Source organism: Marinobacter sp. M1C (assembly GCF_023314135.1).
Classification (GTDB): domain Bacteria; phylum Pseudomonadota; class Gammaproteobacteria; order Pseudomonadales; family Oleiphilaceae; genus Marinobacter.
On sequence record NZ_CP092289.1, the window covers coordinates 3,044,348 to 3,060,780 of the forward strand.

Annotated in this window: 17 protein-coding genes; 4 read left to right on the forward strand and 13 right to left on the reverse strand. The window is 54.9% G+C overall.

The features are described 5' to 3' along the window. Window positions 1-26: 26 nt before the first annotated feature. Window positions 27-893 carry a cation transporter gene (locus MIH19_RS14250; RefSeq protein WP_249005495.1) on the reverse strand — a complete coding sequence of 289 codons (867 nt, stop codon included), beginning with the start codon at window positions 891-893 and terminating at the stop codon, window positions 27-29. Between the two features lie 190 nt (window positions 894-1,083). Between MIH19_RS14250 and MIH19_RS14255 the strand changes: the two genes are divergently transcribed. Beyond that, window positions 1,084-1,968, forward strand: coding sequence for a LysR family transcriptional regulator (locus MIH19_RS14255; RefSeq protein ID WP_249005496.1), 885 nt, complete (start codon window positions 1,084-1,086; stop codon window positions 1,966-1,968). A gap of 6 nt (window positions 1,969-1,974) precedes the next feature. Here MIH19_RS14255 and MIH19_RS14260 read toward each other — a convergent pair whose 3' ends face one another. From MIH19_RS14260 to MIH19_RS14280, 5 genes are all read right to left on the reverse strand, one after another. After that, the gene (locus MIH19_RS14260) at window positions 1,975-2,583 is read right to left on the reverse strand and encodes a LysE/ArgO family amino acid transporter (protein WP_249005497.1); all 609 of its coding nucleotides are present in this window, start codon (window positions 2,581-2,583) and stop codon (window positions 1,975-1,977) included. A 71-nt stretch (window positions 2,584-2,654) separates the two neighbouring features. Next, complete coding sequence (locus MIH19_RS22470; protein WP_283164056.1) at window positions 2,655-3,254, reverse strand: copper chaperone PCu(A)C; 600 nt, start codon at window positions 3,252-3,254, stop codon at window positions 2,655-2,657. Window positions 3,255-3,364: 110 nt separating this feature from the next. After that, complete coding sequence (locus MIH19_RS14270) at window positions 3,365-5,617, reverse strand: EAL domain-containing protein (protein ID WP_249005498.1); 2,253 nt, start codon at window positions 5,615-5,617, stop codon at window positions 3,365-3,367. A gap of 146 nt (window positions 5,618-5,763) precedes the next feature. Further along, on the reverse strand, window positions 5,764-6,102 hold the full coding sequence (locus tag MIH19_RS14275; protein ID WP_249005499.1) for a zinc ribbon domain-containing protein YjdM: 339 nt from the start codon (window positions 6,100-6,102) through the stop codon (window positions 5,764-5,766). A gap of 403 nt (window positions 6,103-6,505) precedes the next feature. Further along, window positions 6,506-6,922 carry a GFA family protein gene (locus MIH19_RS14280; protein WP_249005500.1) on the reverse strand — a complete coding sequence of 139 codons (417 nt, stop codon included), beginning with the start codon at window positions 6,920-6,922 and terminating at the stop codon, window positions 6,506-6,508. Window positions 6,923-7,215: 293 nt separating this feature from the next. On the opposite strand from MIH19_RS14280, the gene dacB reads away from it, so the two are divergent. Continuing rightward, window positions 7,216-8,787, forward strand: a complete 1,572-nt coding sequence (gene dacB / locus MIH19_RS14285; RefSeq protein WP_249005501.1) for a D-alanyl-D-alanine carboxypeptidase/D-alanyl-D-alanine-endopeptidase — start codon at window positions 7,216-7,218, stop codon at window positions 8,785-8,787. Between the two features lie 55 nt (window positions 8,788-8,842). Here dacB and MIH19_RS14290 read toward each other — a convergent pair whose 3' ends face one another. Next, window positions 8,843-9,112 (reverse strand): DUF2798 domain-containing protein, encoded by a 270-nt coding sequence (locus MIH19_RS14290; RefSeq protein WP_249005502.1) that lies wholly within the window; start codon window positions 9,110-9,112, stop codon window positions 8,843-8,845. Window positions 9,113-9,226: 114 nt separating this feature from the next. Here MIH19_RS14290 and MIH19_RS14295 point away from each other — a divergent pair, with 114 nt between their 5' ends. Then, a complete protein-coding gene (locus MIH19_RS14295; protein ID WP_249005503.1) occupies window positions 9,227-10,123 on the forward strand; it encodes a DUF6279 family lipoprotein in 897 nt (298 codons plus the stop codon). A 21-nt stretch (window positions 10,124-10,144) separates the two neighbouring features. Here MIH19_RS14295 and MIH19_RS14300 read toward each other — a convergent pair whose 3' ends face one another. The 5 genes from MIH19_RS14300 to MIH19_RS14320 form a co-directional block, all read right to left on the reverse strand. Beyond that, window positions 10,145-10,912 (reverse strand): SDR family oxidoreductase, encoded by a 768-nt coding sequence (locus tag MIH19_RS14300; RefSeq protein WP_249005504.1) that lies wholly within the window; start codon window positions 10,910-10,912, stop codon window positions 10,145-10,147. Window positions 10,913-10,950: 38 nt separating this feature from the next. After that, window positions 10,951-11,670, reverse strand: a complete 720-nt coding sequence (locus tag MIH19_RS14305; RefSeq protein WP_249005505.1) for a histidine phosphatase family protein — start codon at window positions 11,668-11,670, stop codon at window positions 10,951-10,953. Continuing rightward, window positions 11,670-12,734 (reverse strand): phosphotransferase family protein, encoded by a 1,065-nt coding sequence (locus MIH19_RS14310; protein WP_249005506.1) that lies wholly within the window; start codon window positions 12,732-12,734, stop codon window positions 11,670-11,672. Before MIH19_RS14310 ends, MIH19_RS14305 begins: the two co-directional genes overlap by 1 nt. A 43-nt stretch (window positions 12,735-12,777) precedes the next feature. Continuing rightward, the gene (locus MIH19_RS14315) at window positions 12,778-13,599 is read right to left on the reverse strand and encodes an SDR family oxidoreductase (protein ID WP_249005507.1); all 822 of its coding nucleotides are present in this window, start codon (window positions 13,597-13,599) and stop codon (window positions 12,778-12,780) included. Window positions 13,600-13,681: 82 nt separating this feature from the next. Next, window positions 13,682-14,890, reverse strand: coding sequence for an acyl-CoA dehydrogenase family protein (locus MIH19_RS14320; protein ID WP_249005508.1), 1,209 nt, complete (start codon window positions 14,888-14,890; stop codon window positions 13,682-13,684). Between the two features lie 153 nt (window positions 14,891-15,043). Here MIH19_RS14320 and MIH19_RS14325 point away from each other — a divergent pair, with 153 nt between their 5' ends. Continuing rightward, window positions 15,044-15,973 (forward strand): LysR family transcriptional regulator, encoded by a 930-nt coding sequence (locus MIH19_RS14325; protein ID WP_249005509.1) that lies wholly within the window; start codon window positions 15,044-15,046, stop codon window positions 15,971-15,973. On the opposite strand, the gene MIH19_RS14330 is transcribed toward MIH19_RS14325, so the two are convergent. After that, window positions 15,970-16,326, reverse strand: a complete 357-nt coding sequence (locus MIH19_RS14330; protein ID WP_018403155.1) for a hypothetical protein — start codon at window positions 16,324-16,326, stop codon at window positions 15,970-15,972. The genes MIH19_RS14325 and MIH19_RS14330 overlap by 4 nt on opposite strands. Between the last annotated feature and the right edge of the window lie 107 nt (window positions 16,327-16,433).

Below are 16,433 nucleotides of genomic sequence, written 5' to 3' on the forward strand. Positions count from 1 at the left end.
CCTACTTTACCACGCCAGATGGAGCACTAGTCCGCAGCATGTACAAATATGCGCGCTTCTACCGGCAGGTTTGCCAACTTGCGATGCAGCCGAAATCTGAGGCGGTTGATATCGTCCGACCAATTATCCGGCAGAGCCACTTCTACCATCAGTGATGGGCCAACCTTGATGGTACTCGCACAGTCAGGGTGCAAGCCAACATCCCGCATAGCTTCGGATACACAGCTTTGCAATTCTTCAGATGGCGCAGACAAAAGCAGTTCACGCACAGCTGCCGCGGTCATTTTCACCGGAACTACCAGAAAATAGCCTGAAATCAGCACCATCATCAGCGGGTCTGCGTACCTGGCCAGATGAGCCCAGGCACCGGTTTCCAACAAAGCGGCCGCCGAAAAACCAATCAGCACGGCCGCACTCAGCGCCACGTCCATCAGCCACTGTTTCTTTTCTGCCAGCAGCAAACCGGACTGGTTGTGGCCCGTGGCCCAATGCATATAGGCCCACACCAGCGCGCAGCCAATGACGCTGATTCCAGAGAAAATCAGAGCCATACCGGCGTCAACCACCTGACCACCGCTGAGCAAAGCGGCAATGGCAGAGAACAGCGAAATGACACACACCAGGGTAATCGTCAGGCCCTTTATTGCAATCACCAAGGGCTCCAAAGCACCACGGCCCAAGGGAAACGCATCGCAGGCCGGCTTGCGCATCAGGCGCGCCGCATAAACCGACAACAGGGACAACATCAAACTCACCAACGAATAGGCGCCATCAAACAGAATAACCAAAGAATCGACCCATAAGCCCCAGGTAATCCCCAGAATCGCAAACAGGGCAGCACCTATCGACGATAAAATCAGCGCCAGGTTTTCCCGCGCCAGAAAAGCAGCCATAAACACCTCCAGTGACTGGCGGCAGATACTAATGATAGATACACTGAGGCGCGAGTCGGTGGCCGACGGTTTTTCCGTCGCTAATAAGGGTAAATACGCAATTTAAGGCACTTTCTTAAGCACTTTCGTATGCGCTGTCTAACTAAGGCATTTTCTAACTAAGCCACTTTTTAATTAGGGTACTTCGAGCGTGAAAACGTCGCAAATACAGATTTTTCTGACGATTGTGCGCTTTGGCACCGTTGCCGCAGCTGCCCGCGAGCTCGGCCGCAGCCGCACCACCGTCAGCACGGCATTGGCGGCGCTGGAAGACGAGTTGGGTGCGCAGCTGTTCGAACGCAGTGGAAACCAGCTTCAGCTGACTGCTGTGGGCCACTCCATTGTGACGGACTGCCGGCGCTTTGATCAGGTAGCGGGTCAAATCATGGCGCGCTGCGAGCACCACCTCAGCGGTGCCGAAACCGCCCTGCGTATTGGCCGTGATGATTCCCTGCCCGAGTCGGCATGGCGCAGCATTTTGCAGCGTCTGAAACAACGCTTCCCCCATACCAGTATTGCGGTGTATCTGACCTCACCCCGGGAATTGCCGGCGCTGGTGGAACACCAGTCGGTGGATGTGTGTTACGGCTTGATGCCGGAACCCACCACCGAAGGCTATGAATGGCGGCGCGAGTTGGCGGATGTGCGGATGTTAACGGTGGCCGCAAGCAGCCACCCGTTGTGCCAGCTGGAACGGGTAACTCAAGACGACCTGGTGGCGCACACAGAAGTCACCTTGGCGTCGATGCGCGATATGCGCCTGGAGCCGGAATCCCCGGAAACCGCCAACTATCTGGCATTTACCCAATACGAACTTATACGGGACTCAGTGATTGATGGCGCTGGTTGGGCGGATTTACCGCTTCCACTGATTCGCGAGGCGTTGGCCAACGGCGAACTGACCACCATCCATCACCGCAGTGCCAAATGGTGGAAAGTGTTCAGCGCGCTGGAATCCGAGTATGCCCAGGGTGGCGCTGTTGTGGTCTGGCTGGGCAATGAACTAACGACCTATCTGGCCGAGGTGGCCAGTTAAAGAGCGCTACAGACTGCCATTAAGAGCCAACTGCAACGCTATCGCCGCCATCATCAAACCAATCAGGCCGTCAATGACGCGCCAGACCAGTGGCCGCGACAGCACGGGTGCCAAAGCTGCACCGCCCCAAGCCAGCAGGCTAAACCACACCACCGAAGCGGTGCTGGCGCCGATCACAAAAGCCACGGCGCTGCTTTGCTGGGCACCAATCGCCGGCACCAGCAACAATGTGTCGAGGTAAACCTGGGGGTTTAGAAGAGTGACCGCCAGCGCGGTCAATACCACCTTGCGCAAACTGCCTCGAGTGGCCGCGCCAACTTTTAACGCAGCGCGGCCCCTCAAGACACGCACGGCCGCCTGAAGCGCCAGCCAGCCCAAAAACATCACGCCTAGCCAGCGCAAAAACTCCAACGCCTGGGGCACGGCCATCAGCGCCGCGCTAACGCCGAACATGCCCAGGGTGAACAGGCAGGCATCACACACGGCACAAATAGCCGCCACCGGCCAATGGTGCTCTTGGCGAATGGCCTGGCTCAACAAGTACGCATTTTGAGCGCCAATGGCGATAATTAAACCGCCACACACCAGCAAACCGGTTAGGTAACTTTCAAGCACTCGCAGGTTCCTTTCAACAGCTTGGTTTTTTAGGGGCTGCGCAGAATATCGGCTTTACACCACAATCGCCATTAATGATCCATACCGGAGTGGTTCATATCAGAGTGGTTCATATTGGAATGGCCTGTAGCGGAGTGATTCATAGTCGAATGGTCCATCCCAACATCGTCTTCACCAGCATTATCCAGCGATCTGACCTCCAGCACGGCGTTCTGGGCCGGAATGCGCTCAAACTTAAAGGTCACAGGAATTTTCTGCCCGACCTTTAGCGGCTGCTTTAAACCCTCCAGCATCAGGTGATAGCTCAGGGGCTTGAACTCCACGCTCTGACCAGAGTCTATGCTCACACCATCCGGTAACGGTTTCATACGCATCATGCCGTTGTCTGCGAGAGTTTCATGAATTGAAACCCGTGTGGCAACCTCGCTGGTGGCGCCGGTGAAGCGTACCGCTGCGTCAGTGTGATTGTGAATGGCCATGTAGCCAACCCCGACCGCTACGCCCGGCGGCGTTGGGCGGCTCCAACCGTGCTCCACCATAACCCCGCTAACATCGGGAGTGGGAGCGGTGTCGGCCGTAGCCGTCAGCGGAATGCAACTCGCGACCGCGGCAACAACAGCGACAGCACTTACATGGCGGGCAAAGCGACGAATCAAGGAAGAATGTTCCATCAAAAGCTCCTGCAAGTTCAAAATCAGTATTCAGCATAGCCTGCCACAAACAGCCACAGCAACGCTGCGACCAATTGTCGCTGGGCCAAATCAGCCAGACGAAACACTAATTAGTGGGGCGACTTTGGCTCAACAGCAAGAGCGGCCGGACGGCCAAAATAGTAGCCCTGAAACAATTTGCAACCCATTGTCATTAACGCCAGGTATTGGCCTTCGGTTTCTACGCCTTCGGCAACCAGTTCAAGCTGATGACTGCGGGCAATACTGATAATGCTGGCGACCATGTTTTGGGCTTTGTGATCATTTAGCAGACCGTCGATGAAGCTCTTGTCGATTTTCAGCTCGTCAAGCGGCAGAGTTCTCAGCAAGCTTAGGGACGAATAACCGGTACCAAAATCGTCCATTGATACCCGCACACCCTGTTTACGCAATTCGTTGAGTACCGCCAGAACATCGTCAAAATTCGAAATAAACAGGCTTTCGGTAATTTCCAACACCAACTGCTTGGGCGACAGCGCGTATCGCGATAGCAAAGACAGAACATCATTGGCAAAACCCGGCTGCAAAAATTGCAATACCGATATGTTCACCGCCAGTTTCCGCATTTCACCTTGGACACCCACAAACTCGGAAAACTCGCGAACGCTGGCTTCCATAACAAACCGGCCCAACGCCGGCATAAGGCCGCTGGACTCGGCAACCTCGACAAATTCATCAGGGCCGACCTGGCCGAGTTCCTCATCGTTCCAGCGCACCAGCGCTTCGTAGCCATAAACAACTTTGACGTGATCAACCTGGGGCTGAAACACCATGGTCAGCTGCCCAAGGTTCAGCGCTTTGCGCAAGCGTTGTTCAACCTGCACTCGGCGGATGTAGGCCTGCTCTAGTTCTTCCCGATAGAGACACCAGTCATTACGGCTCTTCTTGGCCTGATACAGAGCCAAGTGCGCGCTGCGTAAAAGCGTATTCACCGAATCGCCATCACGGGGATACACCGCTACACCGATGCTGACACCCAACTGCAAGGGAAACTGTTTCAGCTCCAGCGGTTTGTCCAGTTGGTGGCTTAGTTGACGCGCATGACTCTCAAGCGCCTGTAAATTCACCGCCTTAATCAGTAAAACAAATTCATCGGCGCCCAGACGGGCAACCACGTCTTTCTCGCCGACCACACTGCGCAACCTGCGTGCAAATGCGCAGAGCACCTGGTCACCGTATTCCTGCCCAAAACGGTCATTAACCCCGCGAAAGTGGTCGATATTGACGACAGCCACCATGAAGCCCTGTTTGCGCCGCAGCAGGCTGCCGATTGTCACGCTCAGCCCCGAACGATTGTTCACTCCGGTCAATTCATCGTGCCGCGACAGGTACATCAACTCTTTAAGGCGCTTGGCTTCGGCTACCGCGATAATACGAAACATGATAAACAAAGCCAGAAAACTGCCTAGGAAAATGCTGACGTATAACAGTGCGGTTTTGAAAAACGTCACCCACAACGGGCGCATCAGGGTTTCAGACATCACCCACATTTGGAACCGACTGTTGAATTGGGCAGCTCCCAGATAGTTTTTCTGATCACGATGAATGCGGTAGGTATAGGGTGTATCTGACTGCTGCGTGTCTGCCGGGGACAGATTCTCCGACTGAGGAATTTGGCCCACAGGCGTTTGGCCCTGATAACGGAGTTTGGAATACTGCTCCGGACCCATGCCTTGCTCTGAAATAAACTGCACATAGCCGTCTGATGCCCGCGTCAACGTGACTCGATCGTATGCGCCGCTGTGTAAGGAGTTGCTCAGGACACCGGCGCGGCCGTCAATGCGAAGCCCAGCCGTCATGACCGCAACCACCTCACCCTGTGGGTTACGCAGCGCTTTGCGCACCGGAATTACCCACTTGTTCATGGCGCTCATAAAATAAGTGCGCCCCAATACCATGGTGTCGGTTGCCACAGCTTCTTGAAAACTGTCTCGCGAGGTTTCGAATCGCCGTAGGTTCGGCAACAAATCCAGATCCAGATTAGAGCTAACCAGCATTAACTGTCCGTCTGCACTGGCCATTCCCAAGCCAGTAGCAACAGGATTTTCCAGCAGGATGCTGTCCAGTTCAGGTGAGTGCTGGGGTGTTTGTGGCAGATCGCCAGCGCGAAGAATTTCGCGACCCACAACCGTCAGCAATAGCTCTTGGGTACGCAAAACGCTGTCCATAGACTGCGCCACCAATGCCACCCGCGTGCTATGGACTGATTTTTGCTCGGCAACAATCGATTGCCAGGATGACAACAGAAGCAAAACCAGAATCGCGCTTCCCGCTGTCAGCGTCAGCAGAAAGAGTGTCCATAAATTGCGTTTTAATAATGCCAAAGAAAGAGCGTCCGCTGGGATTGCAGGTTTTGCGATCTTTTCACGATAATCATTCGGGGTTCGCCATCTGCGAATATTCCTTGATTTTAATTCGCATATTAACAGCTACATCCCAGATTTTCACAACCTGGAGCACATACCTCGCATCAGACTTTCTTGACGAACTCCGACTTCAGTTTCATCGGCCCAATACCGTCTACTTTGCAATCAATGTCGTGATCACCATCCACCAACCTTATACTTTTAACCTTTGTGCCTACTTTTACCACCAGCGAAGAACCCTTCACTTTAAGGTCTTTGATCACCGTTACACTGTCGCCGTCTTGCAGTTCATTGCCGTTAGCATCACGGATCACTTTCTCTGATTCTGCGGCGGCGACCTCAGTTTCGCTCCACTCGTGGCCGCACTCGGGACACACCAGTTGGGCGCCGTCTTCGTAGGTAAATTCAGAGGCGCATTGGGGACAAGGTGGCAACTGTGACATGGCAGGTTTCCTCGGTGATTGGATAGGGTGCGCATTATAGCAGAATCACCCCCGACCCAGTCGCACCGAGCGGCACTTGATCTGAGTGTTAACGTGATAAATCGCTTTTATAAAGGAACTTGACCGGTCAGAGCCAGCGCGGTCAGCACAAGGCAGATAAACAAACCCGCAGTTCCGGCAATTTTCAGCCCACCCATCAATTCCTGTTCCGGCGTCATAGCACTTCCCTGATTTCAGATGTATCCCAATAAAACAATGGCCAGCATTAAACTGCCTTGTGGTGGCATTTCCCACCGATGCGCTTTCACAAGTATCAGCACAGCGCCACACAAACAATTTAATACGAACGATTATTATTTACAATGCATTTGTCAGGATTGCCCCGGAAAATTGACCGTGCAGCTCAGTGGGGGTCGTTCGTGCGCTCCGTTTTATCAAACTGTGGCAGCGAATCGGTGATCTGAAACCAGTCTGACTGCGCGGCTACATACACGTGTTGGGCCGCACCTTTACCCAGCGGCTTTTCCAGCGCGCCTACCCGCAGCCGCAAAATGGCGGGAATGGCGTCTACCCTGCTATACAGCTGAGAGCCGCAGCGGCCACAAAAACCGCGGTATTTGCCCGGGCTGGAAGCGTATTCTTTTAGTTGGTCTACGCCGGTCAACCACTGCATGTGAATTGCCTGTGCCGGCGCGCTGGCAGAAAACGCACTCCCGTGCGCCCGCTGACACTGTTTGCAGTGGCACAAGACCACCGGGCCCAGAGGGCCGTCATACTGGAACTGGATATCGCCGCAAAGACATTGGCCGCTGTACGCCATTAATAAAAACCTCTCATCATCGAGTCGCTGCACAACATCCTCAGTGAGCACACTGAAGGCCTGGTACAAAAGACTTTTGGTAGAAATGTCGTAACCGCACCAAGAACGCTAAATGTGTGCGTCAAAGTGTTGTTCATTCGATGTCCTTTTATAAAAAAAATAACGAGCTAGAAATAATATTTAATGTTTTGCCGAGCTTTGTGAATGGTAGCTGTGGGGAAAATAGGCTACTGTTTAACGTGTCGAAAGTTTAATCAACAAGCAACTCCCGCTATGGCACTTCGGACCCTATTATGCACTGCTCGTTTCCCACTGTGAACGCGTTTACTGCCCTGCCGGCTCCGGCTCGCCGCCTACGAGGATTGGCCTTAGCCGTACTGCTGGCATGGCCGGGGACTCAGGCACTGGCCGCAGATGCGAATGGCCAAAGCGCGATGGCACAGGCAGGTGCATGGAACGGCACCATGAGGGCCTATGCCAGCAAATCACTGAACAGCGACAGCGCCTTGAGCATGGCGGCGATGCCTATGAACGGGCCGGGTGTAGAGCAGTTTATTAATGCCGACACCCTAATGAGCCCTGGCTCCATCATGAAAGTCCTGACCACCTACGCCGCTTTGGAGATCCTCGGTCCCAACTACACTTGGGACACGGATTTTCTCACCAACGGTGACATGTCCGACAGCACGCTCAATGGCAACTTGTATGTGCGCTTCGGCGGCGACCCGAAACTGACCTTCGAGCGCTTGTGGTCAACGCTAAGAGAACTGCGGGACATGGGCATCACCAGAGTCAACGGCGACCTGATTCTAGACGGCAGCTATTTCCAGATTGACGGCGGTTTTCCACCTTTTCACGATAACGGCAGCAACCCCTACGCCCCGTTTCTGGTGGAACCCTCTCCGTATTTGACCAACCTCAATCTGAGCCAGCTGGAGGTTCGTTCAGACGAACGCGGCACCCGCGCATGGAGCACCCCGAACCTGGCTGAGGTGGTGATCGACAACCAGGTGATCAGCTCGGCCGAAGGCAACTGCCCGGGCCGCGGTTCATTCACTTGGACGCCGGTTTTTCACAGCGACCAAAGCGTGACTGTGACGGTTAAAGGCACGTTGCCCAAAGGCTGTCGAACCACACGCTACTTGTCTCTGCAATCCCATGAGCGCTATAGCGCTTCCTTGATTCGCTCGCTACTGGCAGAAATGGGTGTGGAAATCAGCGGCATCAACAGCGTAGGCATTACGCCTGAGAACGCCAAACTGGTTATGCGCACCACATCGCCAGATCTGGTAACCATGGTGCGCGACATCAATAAATGGAGCAGTAACGTGATGGCGCGTCAGCTACTACTGGGTATTGGCGCAGAAAAACGCGCAGCTGCTGACAACGATGACCGGGTAACTGGCATTCGTGCCATTTACAGCTGGCTGGAAGATAACGGTATTAACACCACCGGTATGGTGATCGACAACGGGGCCGGTTTGACCCGACATGGTCGCATCAGCGCACGCCAAGGCGTGGACATTCTGAGAAATGCCTGGAACAGCCGCTATGCAGCGGACTTGATGGCGTCCATGCCATTGATTGCGATGGATGGCACTATGGCCCGCAGGCTGCGGAACACGGGTATGAAGGGCGAGGGCAGGATCAAAACCGGTTACCTGGAAAATGTGCGCTCCATTGCCGGTTTTACTCGTGACGAGAACAACACCACCTGGGCCGTGGTCGGCATGGTTAATCACAACCCTGCCTGGAACGGCCAAGCAGTGCTCGACCGCATTTTATATTCACTGCATCACAAACCGCCAGTGCCGACGACCCTGTCACAATCCGCAGGCCAGAGCGAAAACGGCATTCTGCAGTAATGGGCAACCGGTCTAGTGTTCCATCTGGCTAATTCGCAAGCCTACCGTCTGGCACTTAGCGGCCAGGCGGCTTTTCGGGTTTTTGACCGGTAATCTGACGCAGGGTGAACTCGGTCAGCTTGCCCGCAATGGGAGCTATAAACGTTACCAGCGGAAAAGCGACGGCCCACGCTACAAGAAACGCACGTAACCAGCGAAATACGAACTGCGTATCCAGCCCGGTGTTCATAACGGTAATGACCCCAGACATCAGTAATGACATCATGCAGGACATATAAAAGCCAAAAATTAGCTGGCGCACTCGGGTAGATTTGAAGCGGGACATGAACATTCCTGTAACGTCTGAAATCAAGCGGCTGTCATAAACGTAGAAACGGCTGTAGCGTATTCCAGTGCCATACGCATAGTAATAAGTAAGCGATCTTTTAGGTAGCTTTTGATGTTGGCATTCCCCCGATCACAACGCATTTCACCCGCCACCTTACTGCGCTTGGCACTCACGCTGGTGCTGGCGTTGGCCATTGTCGGCTGTAGCTCTGCCAGGCTGGCTTACCGTTACGCAGACTGGGGCACGGTGTGGTGGATGGAAGACTATGTATCACTCACCGGCACCCAACAGCAAGCCCTTGAACAAGGCGTTCGCGATTTTCGGCAATGGCATTGCAGTCAGGAGCTGCCCCGTTACGAACGCTGGTTAAGCACCGTTATAGCCGATGCAAATACAGCTGTACTGACGGATTCAACGCGTATGGAGTTCCACCAGGAGCAACTGCTTGGCTTGCTGCCAGCACTCACCGAAAAAGCGACACCCATGGTAGTGGCCTTTCTTAAAACATTGAGTGACGAGCAGGTTCGGGAATTGGCAGCTAATATGGCCGACCGCCAGCAAGAGCTGGAGCAGGACTTGCTGAAGCGCTCGCCGGAAGCCACTGCCTCGGCTCGCGCCGAACGAACCGCGGAACGTCTTGAATCGTGGCTGGGCAACTTCAGTGATGATCAGTATTTCCGCATTCAGCGCTGGTCTGCAGCCCAAGCCGGCCAAACCGACATCTGGCTTGAAGGTCGAGAACGCTGGCAGCAAGCGTTTCTGGCAGCCCTGCAACAGCGCCAGCAGGCGGAATTCGCCAGCGTTATCTCCGATTTGTTGCAAAACCCCGAGCAGGCACGTGGGCTGGATTACCAGCAGACCATGGCACAAAGCAAAAACGCGATGGCAACGCTGTTAAGCGACCTGCTAGCAATGGGTGGCGAACCTGCCCTGGAACAGGTCAGAGCCAAGGCTACTGAGCTGAAGAGCGACGTTGACGCACTCACCTGCCCGCTGCCTACAGCCTGAGGCTGTGCCATTCGCGCCAATTCAAATGGTCAAATAGCCACCGTCAACGTTCACACAAGCACCGGTGGTGTAACTGGACGCGGCCGATACCAAATACAGCACTGTGCCCGCCATTTCGTCCGGACTGGCTACCCGCTTCATCGGTATGTGCGCCATCGCTTGTTTCTTGATCGCTTCGTTGCTGGTCAGCGCGCTGGCAAATTTTGTATCGGTCAGCCCAGGTAAAAGTGCGTTTACTCGAATGTTCTTGGGCCCCAACTCCATGGCGAAAGACTTGGTCATGGAAATCACTGCGGCCTTGGTAATGGAATAAATACCCTGGAAATGGCCGGGGTTAACGCCGTTCACTGACGCCACATTCACAATGGCTCCGCTGCCGTGTTTTTTCATCAACTGCGCACCCTTGGCGCACATAAAAAAGTAACCGCGAATATTCACATCCACGGTTTTATTGAAGGCGGCCATATCGGTGTCTTCTACCGGCCCAAAATAGGGGTTGGTAGCAGCGTTGTTCACCAGAATGTCCAGCTTGCCGTGCTTTTGTGCGATATGTTCCCAAACCGCGTCAATCTGGTCCATCTCGCCAATATGGCAGGCGAAGGCCTCGGCGCTGCCGCCAGCGCTGCGAATACTGCTGGCCACCGCCTCGCAGCCGTCCAGTTTGCGACTGCTGACAATCACGTGGGCGCCTTGGGCGGCTAATATGCGAGCAATGCTCTCGCCAATACCGCGGCTAGCACCGGTGATTAACGCGATTTTCCCCTTCAGATCAAACAGATTAGTGCTCATGGATTTCCCTGTTTTTAGCGAAGTTTTTGGCGAAATTGTTAGCGAAAGGTTATCAGGGCGGGGTCTTCCGCCTCCAGGTGACTGTAATTGTTGAACACCGCCAAACTGCGACGACTGTGGCTATGGCGCCCGCGGCTACGATAGAGCACTCGGGTAACGCTGGTGTTGGCGATCATGCTGTTCAAGTCCAGAGTGCGTTCATCGCTCAGATCAAGCAGCGCTTGCACTATCACTGCGATGGGGCCACCTGAGGTTGCAACCAACAGATCTTTACCCGCAGCGCAGCTGACTGCCTCGTCCAACGCTGCCAAAACCCGTGCCTTGAACCCGGGCCAGCTTTCCGCGTATTCGTGATCAAAGCCGCCACTGGCCCAGCGCTGGACCGCCACTACAAATTCCACTTGAAACGTCTTGGCCGGCGCGATGGACGCAGCCAGATCCCGCGCCATCACGCTATGGTCCTGCCACTGGGGCCGGTGGCGGTGAATCAGCGCCACATGGTCAAACTCATCAAAACCGGACGCCACCTGCATAGCTGGCAGGCCGTCACCAAAACCGCGAGCCATAGCCTCCACAGTTTCCCGATGGCGCCGCAACGTGCCGCCAAAAACCGCAAGCGGCTTTGCTGTCGCCGCTTGCGAACACCTCAGTGCGCGCCCCAGCACCCGCCCCTGCTGCCAGCCGATTTGCGAAAGGCGATCGTAATCTTCAGCGCCAAAGCTAGCCTGGCCATGGCGCACCAGATAGATCGTTGCCATTACAGGCTGCTCTTTGAAATCAGCTTCTCACAGCGCATTTGTAAATAATTGGCGGCCTGGCCAAACATCGCAAAGCGCTTGTCTGCGGTCTGGCCATGGTAATAGCGGGTGTAGATCTGCTGAACAATCACCGCCAGACGAAACAGGCCGTAAACCTCGTAAAAATCAAAGTTATCGATCTGTCGCCCTGATTGTTGAGCATAGTAAGTGACGACCTCGTCGCGAGTCAGCATGCCCGGCCGATGAGTTGGCTGGCGCCGCAACATCTTAAAGGGCGCCTCGTCATCCGCCTGTATCCAATAGGCCAGACTGTTGCCCAAATCCATCAACGGATCGCCAATGGTCGCCATTTCCCAATCCAGCACCCCAATCACCTCGAACGGGTTGTCGGGATTCAGCACCACGTTGTCGAAACGGTAATCGTTGTGGATGACCACTTGGGCGACATCGTCTGGCATCTTGTCGTTCAGCCACTGCATTACCGTGGCAAAGTCGCCGACGTCATCGGTACGGGCTTTTAAAAAGCGCTCGCTCCAGCCACGAATCTGGCGCTGCACATAACCGCCACCTTTGCCCAAATGATTCAGGCCCGCAGCTTCGGCATCCACCTTGTGCAGCTCAACCAGCTTATCGATCACGTTCGTGCAAAGTGTGCGAACGTCTTCTGCTGGCATGATCAGATCCGCCGGGAAATCCTGGCGTAGAATTACGCCTTCAAGGCGCTGCATCACGTAAAAATCACAGCCCAGAACGCTGTGATCATCGCAGGTGGCAACAATTTCTGGCACATAACCGTAAACTGGCTTGAGCGCCGCCATCACACGGGCTTCGCGCAGCATATCGTGGGCTGAACGGGCAATTTTTCCAAACGGCGGCCGGCGCAGCACAAACGAACGCGAGCCGTAATCAACCTGATACGTCAGATTTGAAGCACCACCGGGATACTGGCGAATCACCGGCTCGCCCTGCAGATTAGCCACCGCCTGCTTCATAAAGCGATCGACCGCCGAGGCATCCAGCTCCTCGCCATCGCGCACCGCCACCGCCTGATCAACCTGACTCATTATATCCACTCCCGTTTTACAAAATTCGACCGTGCCGGCACCTTCAGGATTTGGGCTTCGCACTCATCTTTTTAATCCAGCTCTTACTGCCCTGATGCATCAGCCAATCAAAAGCCCAGGGGGCATGGCGCTTGAGCACCCACATACGACGCTCCTTAACGTGGGGCAGAACCCAGAACGTGTTGCTTTGAACCGCCCGAAAAATATCATCGGCCACGTCTTCCGCAGAAATCGTGGAGCGCTTCATCAACTTGGCGACATTGCCCTGAATACCGGGAATCACCGAACGCATACCTTCGGTCAGATTGGTCTGAAAAAACGCCGGGCACACACAGCTCACATGAATACCGTTCTCGCGCAGCTCCTGGCTCATGGTTTCCGATAGAGCAATAACACCTGCCTTGGACACGTTGTAACTGTCCATCATCGGCGCCAGCATCAACCCCGCCATAGAAGCAATATTCACAAACGCACCCGCGCCCTGCTGTTTGAACATCGGTGTAAACGCCTTACACCCGCGCACCACACCCAGCACATTAATGTCCAGAATCCACTCCCAGTCCGCCATCGGCGTGTCTTCAATAGACCCGGCCGACGCCACACCGGCGTTATTCACCACAATATCCACCCCGCCCCAACGCGCGGCCAGATCATCCCGAACCCGCTCTAGATCCTTCAGCCGACGAACATCGCAATCCACATAATAGCCTTCACCCCCAGCCTTATTAATCTCCAACTCCACCAACACGCCCTGCTGTGGGTTCACATCGCCAATACACACCTGCGCGCCCTCACGTGCATACCGCAGCGCAATCGCTCGACCTAATCCACTGGCCCCACCGGTAACAAACACTCTTTTTGTCATAGTTATGTCCTGATGTGTGAAAACACGGCCTAACATTCACCTAAGCTGGAGAGCAGCCTGCTCCCGACGTAAACTCCGAACTTTATTTATATTTGCGCAACTCAAGCCGAGCCACCATAGCCCGATGCACCTCATCCGGCCCATCCGCCAAACGCAACACCCGCGCATACGCAAACAACGCCGTCAGCGGAAAATCATCATCACTCACACCAGCCCCACCGTGAATCTGAATAGCGTCATCCACAATCGTCTGCAGCATCTGCGGCACCAGCGCCTTGATCATAGACACCTCCTGCAAGGCCCCGGTAATGCCCTTGGTATCCAAGGCCCAGGCGCACTTCAACGTCAACAAACGCGCCTGCTCGATGGCCATACGCGCATTGGCAATTTTGTCCACATTGCCCCCCAGTTTAGCCAACGGCCGACCAAAGGCCTCACGGGATACCGCACGCTTAATCAGCAGTTCCAGCGCCCGTTCAGCAGCCCCAATCGCACGCATACAGTGGTGCACCCGCCCCGGCCCCAAACGGCCCTGAGCAACCTCAAAACCACGGCCAGGCCCGGCAATAAACGCCGAAACCGGCAGCCGCACGTTATCAAACGCCACCACGCCATGGCCGTAGGGCTCATCATAGGCACCAAATACCGGCAACATGCGTTCAATGCTGACACCCGGCGCATCCATCGGCACCAACACCATCGAATGGCGACGGTGCTTGGCAGCATCCGTAGCGGTTACGCCCATAAAAATGGCGACCTTGCAGTCCGGATGGCCCACACCTGTGCTCCACCACTTACGCCCGTTCAGAACCACCTCATCGCCGTCCACCGTAGCGGTGGCCGCCATAGTCGTCGCGTCTGACGAGGCCACGTCGGGTTCGGTCATACAAAAGGCCGAGCGAACTTCACCACTCAGCAAACGCGGCAGCCATTCTGCTTTCTGCTGATCTGAACCGTAATGGATCAGCACCTCCATGTTGCCGGTGTCTGGCGCGTTGCAGTTGAAGATCTCCGGCGCAATAAAGCTGCGACCGGTCTCTTCGGCAATCAGCGCGTAGTCGGAATTCAGCAGGCCACAACCGTAGGTGTCATCAGGAAAAAACAGATTCCACAGGCCTTGCTCACGGGCTTTGGCCTTCAGTTCACGGATAACGGGCAGCACCACCCAACGGTTATCCAGCGCCGCCAACTCCCGGTGGTACTGTGCTTCTACCGGAACAATCTCGTTGGCCATGAAGCGTTTTACCCGCTCCAGATAATCCTGTCCCTTGGCTGAAATTGAAAAATCCATTGTTTCACCTCCTACGCTGATTGAGCGCTACTGACACCCGCGGTTTGCGACTGGTTTAAGTGTAGGCACAGGCAAAGTATTACGCGACTGAATTATTCTTATCCTTTACCATTAGTAAAATTGATATCACAGCGCACCTCGGGAATGAAAAACATGGCGGCAAACCGGCCAGACCTGAATCTGCTTCAGGTTTTTGACACTATTTATCGCGAGGGCAGTCTGACCCGCGCCGCCAAGACCCTGCACTTGACCCAGCCAGCGCTCAGCCACTCGCTGGCGCGGTTGCGGGCCTGGTTTAATGACCCACTGTTCAGCCGCCAAGGCAATCGCATGGTACCTACGCCGCTGGCCACCCGGTTTGTAGAAACCATGCGGCCAGGGCTCAACCAGATACACAGCGCCGTCGCTCAGTTCCATAGCTTTGACCCGACACATCAGCGGAAGACGTTTTCGTTGGCGCTGCGCGACATTTTGGAATCGACATTTTTGCCCCAGCTGATGGCGCAGCTGGCGCCTTACCCGGATTTGGACATTGTTAGCCAAAGAGTGGCGCGCCGGGAAATGGAAAGCCAACTGGCGGCCGGAAAGCTGGACTTTGCGATTGACGTGCTACTACCGGTGAGCGAACACACCGGCCACCAATGGTTGCACCAGGACCCGCTGGTGGTTCTGGCGCGCAAAGACCACCCGTGGGTGACTATGGCGCCAACCGGGACCAGTGACGAGTTATCGACTGAGCGTTATTTGGAAGCGTACCTGCAAGCACAGCACGTACTGGTGTCGTCGCGGGCCACAGGTTCAGGAGTGGAGGATTTCGAGTTGTCAAGACTGGGACTGCAGCGGGATATACGCTTGCGCTGTCAGCACTATTTTGCAGCCTGCCGGGTGGTCGCCAACACCGAACTGTTGCTGACCATGCCGGCGTCTTACGCGCGACTACTGGCCAGCCACCACGACCTTGCCGTTATGCCAACGCCAGCCCCACTGCCGCCGGTGAATGTTCATTTGTACTGGCACAAAGCCTATGAGCAAGAACCCGCACTGGTGTGGTTTCGCCATAAACTGATATGTGACCAGCCTTAATAGGCGCCGACCAATCCCAGAAAACCGAAGAAACCGGCTGCGGTAATGCCCAATGAGGCAACCACAATCGCAAACCCCCACCAAATTGCCTTACCCGAGTCCACGGCCAGATCATACCCTTGCAGGGTCCGGTAAAACGCCCAAGGCCCTAATACAAAAGCGCCCACAATGGCGAACACCAGGCCCACACTGATACCCACAAAGGTCCAGGTGGCCAAATTGTTGGCGCGCTCCTGCAATTGTTCGGTAACACCCTGACGCTGCAAAAACAGTCGGCAAAATAGCCAAACCAGAGCGAACAAAATGGCCACAAAAACGGCACCACCAATAACGGTCAAAATACGATAAAACACACACACCTGCCTTGGTAGAAAGAAATGAACAACACGCTTGTGCAGTGCACAGGCGTAATTTTGAGCGAATTACTCCTCCGGAAAAAAGGGTTCCGGCAGTTCTTCAA